The organism is Treponema sp. R6D11 (genome assembly GCF_054786075.1).
The window spans coordinates 1-2,900 of record NZ_BDHD01000207.1 but is presented as its reverse complement, the minus strand read 5'-3'; the positions used below and the strand labels follow the sequence as shown (position 1 = coordinate 2,900).

Sequence of the window (2,900 nt, the reverse complement as noted above, 5' to 3'; positions counted from 1 at the left end):
GTTATATATTCCAGTTAATCAACTCGACATGATCTATAAATGGCAAGCTAGAGAGGGCGCAGAAACTCGTTTATCTCGGTTGGGCACTCTTTCTTGGGAAAATGCAAAAAATAGAGCTAAAAAAGCTGTTGAAGATATTGCTGACGAATTGATTGAATTATACGCAGAGCGATTGAAGCTAATTGGTCACAAATTTTCTGTTGATGATGAAAGGCAAATAGATTTTGAAAATGATTTTATATTTGAAGAAACGCCTGATCAAATTAACGCTATAGAAGAAATTAAAGAAGACATGATGTCTTCTACGCCTATGGATAGGCTTTTATGTGGAGACGTTGGCTATGGGAAAACGGAAGTAGCGATGCGCGCGGCGTATAAAGCTGTTCTTGATAAAATGCAAGTTGCGTATCTTGTCCCCACGACGGTTTTGTGCTTGCAACATTATAAAACGTTTCAAAGGCGATTTGAAAAGCATGGCATTAAAGTTGAAATGTTGTCTAGACTGCGCACCAATAGCGAAGCTAAAGAAATACGAAGGAAGCTGGAGATGGGCGAAATTGATATAGTGATTGGAACTCATGCGTTATTATCTCAAAACATGAAATACAAAAATCTTGGTTTTTTGATAATCGATGAAGAGCAAAGATTTGGTGTAAAACATAAAGAAATAATAAAAGAAATTAAATCGAGCATTGATGTTTTATCGCTTTCTGCAACGCCGATACCGAGGTCCATGCATATGTCTTTAGTCGGCATTAGGGATATGTCTATAATAGAAACGCCTCCAGCGGGAAGATTGCCTGTTGCTACTAGTGTTATAGAGCATGATGAGGCAACGATCAACCATGCTATAAAAAGAGAGTTAGCGCGTGGTGGGCAAGTTTATTATATACACAACAAAATATCCACCTTGCCACATGTTTTGCGCAAGCTGAGCAAGAGTTTTCCTGATGCTAATATAAAAACTGCTCATGGGAAGATGGGTGAGGTGGAGCTTGAGGATATTATGCTTTCGCTTTTGAATGGTGATATAGACATCTTGATTTGTACTTCGATAATAGAAACAGGAATAGACGCAAGCAACGTTAACACGATAATAATTGAAGATGCCAATAAATTTGGATTATCTAGTCTTTATCAACTGCGCGGCAGAGTGGGAAGAAGCGCTCGCCAGGGATATTGTGTTTTAACTTTTAAACCTGACAAAGTGTTAACAGAAGAGGCTGAAAAAAGATTAAAAGCAATTATGGAATTCACTGAATTTGGTTCGGGCTTTAAAATTGCACTTAAGGATTTAGAAATCCGTGGCGCAGGGAATGTCATTGGTGCTCAGCAGAGTGGTCATATTGAGAATATTGGGTATGATATGTATTGTAGAATGCTTTCGGACAGTATTTCCGCACGAAAAGGCGAGAAGAAGGAAAAAATTAAAGCAAGGATTGACATTAAAGTTTCGGGCTTCATACCCGAGAGATATATCGAAAGCGATAAATTGCGTATTGAGACATATAAAATGATTATGGAGCTGGAAAACATTGAAGATGGCACAGAATTTCTATTGATGTTGAAGGATAGATATGGAGAGCCGGATGCATCCGTTGAATCACTTGTTGGTATACAGGTTCTAAAAGAAGTGGCTACAAACACAAATGTATTAGATATAAAACAGCGCGAAAATGATCTTATAATCAGGTTTAGAGAGCCTCCAAAAGTCGAGAAAATATTCGAAGCTATTGATAAGAGCAATGGCAAACTGGTATTCTCAGCAAGTAACACCCCTTATCTAACCTATAGAGGATTTACACAGGAAAAAATTAAAGATGTTACAGTTTTATTACATCTGTTGAAAAACTGAATGTTTAGTGTATAATAATCAAAACTAATTGTTTTAGGAGCGTGATTATGAAAAAAATATTGAATTTTGCTTTTGCGGTATTATTGGCTGCGTCATTATCTGGTTGCGGCAACAATTTAACACCTATTGCAACTGTCGATGGAGAGAAAGTTCCGCAGGCATTATACACATATGCTCTTAAACAAGCGATGAGCGAGATTTCAAGCAACGAAGGGAAAAGTGGCAACGATTTTTGGAAGAATGGCATGGTCGGCGATAAAAAAGCTGCAGATTTAGCTAAAGAGAAAGCTAAGGAAAATATTGAAGAGATATATGCTGTGCGCGCTCAAGCTAAAAAAGAAGGCATCGAGATTACCAGTGAGGATAGGAAGGAAATAGATGCGCAAATTGAGCAACAAAAAGAGAGCCTGGGCGGAGCTGATAAATATAACCAGGCATTAAAAAATATAGGTATTGATGATTCGATTTATAGAGAAACTCTTTTAAATAGCAAATATGAAACGAAAATGGCTGAAAAATATAAATCGTCACTTACTGATGCCCAAATGAAAGATTATTATAACAAGAATATGAAGCGCGTTAAACATGTTTTATATAAAACGGTCGACGATGATAATAAGGAGTTATCCGAGGCGGAGGTTGCTGCAGCAAAAACATCCGCGGAGACTATAAAGGCAAAAGCTAAGAGCGGGGAAGGTTTCGATAAGCTAGTTAAGGAATTTTCGCAAGACCCGGGCAGCGTGTCTCAGCCAGACGGATATGTCTTAGGCCCGAATAATACTAGTTATGTTAAGCCGTTTCTGGATGCTGCGCTCAAACTAGCTGTTGGCGAGGTTTCGGATGTTGTTAAAACGTCTTTTGGGTATCATGTCTTGAAGGCTTACCCGATATTAGCTAGTGGTTTTGATGATAATAAAGTGGTTGTCCAAGATGATATGTGGGCAGCGGAGAAGAAAAAAATCCGCGCTAATGCCAAAGTCTCTTTCGATCAGGCAAAATTAGATTCGATATTAGTTGAAGAATAAAACTTTTTAGAGATTTTATG

At 38.0% G+C, this 2,900-nt stretch carries 2 protein-coding genes; both read left to right on the top strand.

Annotated features, from left to right (window positions below):
* Window positions 1-1,855 (top strand): transcription-repair coupling factor (mfd, locus tag ACYVTD_RS11250; protein WP_461247864.1); only part of this gene is annotated, 1,855 nt, incomplete at its 5' end.
* Between the two features lie 47 nt (window positions 1,856-1,902).
* The gene (locus ACYVTD_RS11245) at window positions 1,903-2,880 is read left to right on the top strand and encodes a peptidylprolyl isomerase (protein WP_461247863.1); all 978 of its coding nucleotides are present in this window, start codon (window positions 1,903-1,905) and stop codon (window positions 2,878-2,880) included.
* The last annotated feature ends 20 nt before the right edge of the window (window positions 2,881-2,900 follow it).

Coding starts and splice junctions, on each gene's coding strand:
- ACYVTD_RS11245 (WP_461247863.1), top strand. CDS start 1,903: ATGAAAAAAATATTGAATTTTGCTTTTGCGGTATTATTGGCTGCGTCA.